Below are 4,793 nucleotides of genomic sequence, written 5' to 3' on the forward strand. Positions count from 1 at the left end.
CCGCGGCCACGCCGCCAGCGCGGCAGCCCCAGGCAACGGGCGGGCAGCAGGCAGCGCCAGGTAACCGGTGGGCTCCGGGACGGTCAGGCGGGCTGTTCGGCCGGGCTGGCGGGTGTCACGGAGCCGTCGGCGTTCCAGCGGGCTGTCCAGGTCTGGTTCTCGATGGCGATCGCTTCCTCGCAGCCAGTGACGAACACGGTGTCCAGCCGGGCTCGTTCGGCGGCGGAGGTGCCGGCCGGGAGGGGCAGCCGCCACCGGTCACGCAGGAAGCGCAGCCGGCGGGCGGTCTGCTTGTAGGCGCGGGCGTCGTCTTCGTAGCGCGAAGCGGCCGCGTACGAGCCCACCGACGCCCCCACCATGGTGATCACCGGCGCCCAGGCGGTGAGCGCGGCCCCGCCCGTGGCCGCCTCCAGCGCGCCGAGCACCGCCGCGGCGAGGCTCGTGGCCAGCCCGGCCCACTGGAACTGGATGATGTGCCGCTCGGCGGCGGCGGCCTGCGACTCGTAGTAGCCGATCTGGTCGTCGACCCGGTAGGTCACGTAGGCGTCGAGGCTGCCGGCCTCCGGCAGCCGCTGGGACGGCGGGCCGCTGACCAGCGCCGCGGGCGGGTCAATGCCAGCATCCTGTTGGATCTTCTCGCCGTTGTCCAGGAGCTGGCGGGCCCGTTCGGCCGGCGAGCCGTCGTAGGGGCTGACGCCGGCCAGATAGACGGAGATCTCGGCCCTTATGCGTTCGGAGACCGAACGTAACTGTGTCCAGGTCCGGGTGCGCTCGGGGCCGGCGAAGAAACCGGCCACGATCGGCACGCTGGCCAGGGCGGCGGCGGCCAGCCCGGCCAGTACCCGGCCCACGCTCCCGTCGGCCTGCGCGGCGGCGGTCACCAGGACCGTGCCGGCCACGCCCAGCCCGAGGGCGGCCCGCCGGCCCCGGCGGATGCGCTGTTTCGCCTTCGTCGCGGCCACGGACCACCGCTGCTGGGCCGCGATCACACTGTCAGCCCCCGTTGTGCTCATGTCGGTGATTGTGCGCGGTATGCGTCCGGGAGCAACGGGCGGCCCGGAACACGGTGACCCGCTGGGTCAGCCGCTGTCCGCGCCGGGCCCGCTCCCCGGATGCCGGCGGGGCCGACCGGGCCGACGACGCTGGCCGAGCCGTTCAGGTCGACTCGTCGGTCCACGGGGCCAGTGCGCGGGTCACGAACGTGGGTGATGCCGCCGCCCGTTCGTCCAGGGTGCGCAGCATCGGCAGGTAGCTTTTGCCGCCGCCGCCATCGTCCGTGTCGGGTTCCGGGTCGCCGGCCGGCTCGAAGCCGTGACGGGCGTAGAGGCGGACCGCGGCCGTGTTGGTGGGCACGACCCACAGCCGGACGCCGATAGCGCCCACCGTCCGCGCCCAGTCCACGGCGGCGTCGAGGAGGGCGCCGGCCGCGCCCGTGCCGCGTATGGCCGGCGCGACCCACATCGCGGCCAGTTCCCGGAACTCCGGCGCCAGCGACGGCCGATAGACGTCCACCATGCCCATCACGACGCCACCGCCCACGGGAGCGCCGCCGGCCACGGGAGCGCCGCCCGTCGCGGCGTTGGACGACCCGTCGCCCGTCGCGTCGTGATCCGATTCCAGCAGGAACGTGGCGTGCGCGTCGCCCATCGCGTTCCGTGACGCGCGGGCCTGCCAGTCCGCGCCGGGCCGGGCGCTCTCGGCCGCCAGGGTCTGCCAGAAGGATCCGGGCGCGTCGGCCAGCGCCGCCAGGCGGACACCGCGCAACCGCTCGGCATCACCAGGCGCGATACGGCGTACGTGGAATGCCAGACCCACCTCAACAACCACCCTGACGTGTGAAAATACTACATCCCGGACGTATGGGTTTCACACGCGCGGATGTGACACATACGAATACGACATACATAAATGTGACATGTACGAATGTGACATGTACGAATGCGACGAGGCGTGACGCCACCCGCGCCAGGCCCGGGAACCGCGCAACCATCACCATCCGCACGCTACCGGGCGTGACCCTGCCCGGGTCGAGGCGCCCCCGGCGGGCTGTCCGGCGGCCGCGTGCGGGAGGCGCCGGGCAGCATCCCCCGCGGTTCCGGCTGAGGCGTCCGGGCCGCCGGCACGGTGGCCGCGCGCCCGCTATCAGCGAGCCTGCCACCGGCTCTCCCCGGCAACGCCGCGATCACCGCGATCACCGCGATCGCCGCGGCTGGCGTACCTTGTGGCCCGCCGCCACACCCGTACTGACAGAAAGTAACCAATCTGGCCCATACCTCGGACGCGCTCCGCCCGCTCCCGCCGGCAGGGCGGGCGGCCCCTGCGCTCTTTCCATCATGTAAAGGACTCCTAATTACTGGGTGTACAATTCGCTTGCCAAGGTCCACTGGTGGGCAGCGGCGTCCCCGCCGTGACCCGGCGCCGGGGGCGGCCCGCGACGCGCCGGTAGCCACAGATCACGATGACGGGAGACGGCTGTGCCGACGACAGGCGGGGCCCGCACGGTGACGGGACGCGTGAGGCTCCCCGCCGTCGGCGCCGACCGGGCCACGCCGCCCCGGTTACACGGGCCGTGCGCGTGAGGCCGCCGGGTACCCCCGAGGAGCGCCACCCAGGACTCGACGCGAAGATCGTCGCCGCCCTCGACCGGATCGGAGGGGCTCTTCAGGTGCTGGCCCGTCGCGCGGCCGAGGCGCACGACCTCTCCCCCACCCAGCTGCGGGTCCTCGTCCGCCTCCACGCCGGGCCGCCCCCACCGGCCCGGACCAGCGCGTTGGCTCGTGAGCTCGACGTCACCGACCCGACCGTCAGCGACGCCCTGCAGGCCCTGCGCCGCAAGGGCCTCGTCGAACGCGAGCGGGACCCTGACGACCGGCGCCACTACCGGCTCCACCTGACCGCCGACGGCCGGCGGACCGCGCGCGCGGTGTCGCGCTGGACCGCCCCCGTCGAGGCCGCCACGTCACGGATCGACCGCCCGGACGGCGAGCAGCTGCTCGCGGCCCTGCTGGACGTGCTGGAACGCATGCACTCCGAGCATCTGATCAGCGTGACCCGGGCATGTACCACCTGTCACCACTTCGAGCCCGCGGTCCGCCGGGCGAGACCCGCCGTCCATCGATGTACCTTCTTCGACCACCGCCTCGGGCCGTCCGACATCAGGGTCGACTGCCCCGAGCACGTCACCCACGAGGAATTCGCCCGCCGCGCCGCGACGGGCGGCCGCTGACCAGCTCGACACATGTCGCCAGGGCCCCTCCGGGCGCTGCCCATCCGGGGATCTTCCCCTGGAGCCGCCGCACGCCGCCACGGCCCGTCCGGGACGCCGCTTCCGCCCCCTCGAAGCTCCGCCGGGATGTCGATCTCGTGATCGTCGTCCTCTCGCACCTCGAGTGCGCCGAGCACTCCCACCCACACCCGTCCACTCTCGCACGGGCCGACGAGCGGCAGCCCTCGCGCCTGATCCGCTCGTCTGATCCGCCCGCCTGATCCGCCCGTGGGACCGCCGGCCGGGTACGGCGTGTGCCCGTACCCGGCCGGTCCGTGGCCCGGGACCCGGCCCGCGCCGCTCGCTACCAGTCGGAGTTGCTGGCGCCGAGGCCGAGGATCACCTGGTCGAACGAGTTGCCGTCGTTGTCGTCGGTGTACGCGAGGGCCAGCTGGCCCCACGGCGACACGGCCACCGCCATCTGCTCCTGGCGGCCGGTGGTCGCCTGGCTGAGTGACTGTGCCGGCAGCCGGCCGGCGGTGGTGCCGTCCGGGTTGAGGCCACCGGCCCAGACCGCCGGGTCGGCGCCGCCCACCGACCAGCCGACCACGGCGTTGTTCTGGTCGTCGATGCCGGTGGCGGGAGAGCCCGCGCCCGTCCCGGTCGACACCTGCACCTCGGCGTGCCGGCCGGTCCCGTCCGCGGCGAACGACCGGGCCCAGATCCCGGGCGTGCCGGTGTGGTCGGACTCCCACGCGACGACGAAGTCACCGTTGGTGTTCGCGGCGACGGCGGCGTGCCGCTGCTGCCCACCGCCGAGGGTGTTGGCCGAGCGCCGGGAGAGGACCACCGCCCCGTTCGCCTTCGCCAGCCGGGTCAGCCCGATGTTGAAGAAGCCGTTGGCGTCGGTGTCCTCGTCCCACACCACGGTCGCTTCCCCGGATGCGGAGACCGCGACGTCCGGGCTGTGGTGCGATCCGCCGGTGGCGTTCACCGTCACCTCGTACGCCTTCGTGGTCGTACCGGTGAATCCGGCGGCCTTCACCGTCGCCGCGGCCGTGCCCTGGATGTCCTCCCACACCACGGTGAAGGCCACCGCGGTGGTGCTGCCCGGTGCGCCGTCAGGGTCGACGGACACCTTCGGGGCCAGCTGCTGGCCGGCCGAGCTGCCGTTGGCGTAGCCGGAGCCGATGACCGTGCCGGCCGGGGAGACGACCCGGTAGGGAATGTTGTAGACGCCGTTGCCGTCGGGGTCGTCGGCCCACACCACGACCGCGTTGCCGCGGTCGTCCAGCCCCACGTCCGGGCTGACGTGCTTCCAGTTCACACCGGACGTGCCGCCCGCGGACAGTCTGATCTCGTAGCTCGACACGCCGTTACGGAACAGGCGCAGGTAGATCTCGCTGTGTGTGTCGTCGTCGGGGCTGGTGGAGTCCCGGTCGTCCTCCCAGACGACGGCCACGTCGCCGAGGCGGTTCGCGGCCACGGCCGGGGTGTCCTGGTCCCCGGTCGCCACGCTGTTCGCGGTCAGCCAGGCCGACGGCCCCACGGCCACGGCGGACCCGCCCGGCGCGACGAAGGTCGCGGT

At 73.4% G+C, this 4,793-nt stretch carries 4 protein-coding genes; 1 reads left to right on the forward strand and 3 read right to left on the reverse strand.

What is annotated here, in order from left to right; translation table 11 throughout:
• Positions 1–83 precede the first annotated feature (83 nt).
• Together AC5LSR_RS18235 and AC5LSR_RS18240 are read right to left on the reverse strand one after the other, a co-directional pair.
• On the reverse strand, positions 84–1,013 hold the full coding sequence (locus tag AC5LSR_RS18235; RefSeq protein ID WP_250285779.1) for a DUF4231 domain-containing protein: 930 nt from the start codon (positions 1,011–1,013) through the stop codon (positions 84–86).
• Positions 1,014–1,155: 142 nt separating this feature from the next.
• Positions 1,156–1,815, reverse strand: coding sequence for a GNAT family N-acetyltransferase (locus tag AC5LSR_RS18240; protein ID WP_250285778.1), 660 nt, complete (start codon positions 1,813–1,815; stop codon positions 1,156–1,158).
• A 760-nt stretch (positions 1,816–2,575) separates the two neighbouring features.
• Between AC5LSR_RS18240 and AC5LSR_RS18245 the strand changes: the two genes are divergently transcribed.
• Positions 2,576–3,226: a MarR family winged helix-turn-helix transcriptional regulator gene (locus AC5LSR_RS18245; protein WP_250292209.1), complete on the forward strand. Its 651-nt coding sequence runs from the start codon at positions 2,576–2,578 to the stop codon at positions 3,224–3,226.
• 343 nt (positions 3,227–3,569) lie between these two features.
• Here the strand turns inward: AC5LSR_RS18245 and AC5LSR_RS18250 are convergent.
• The coding region (locus tag AC5LSR_RS18250) for a hypothetical protein (RefSeq protein ID WP_493468724.1) at positions 3,570–4,793 on the reverse strand (1,224 nt) is incomplete at its 5' end.

Source organism: Protofrankia sp. CiP1_Cm_nod4, from assembly GCF_982290645.1.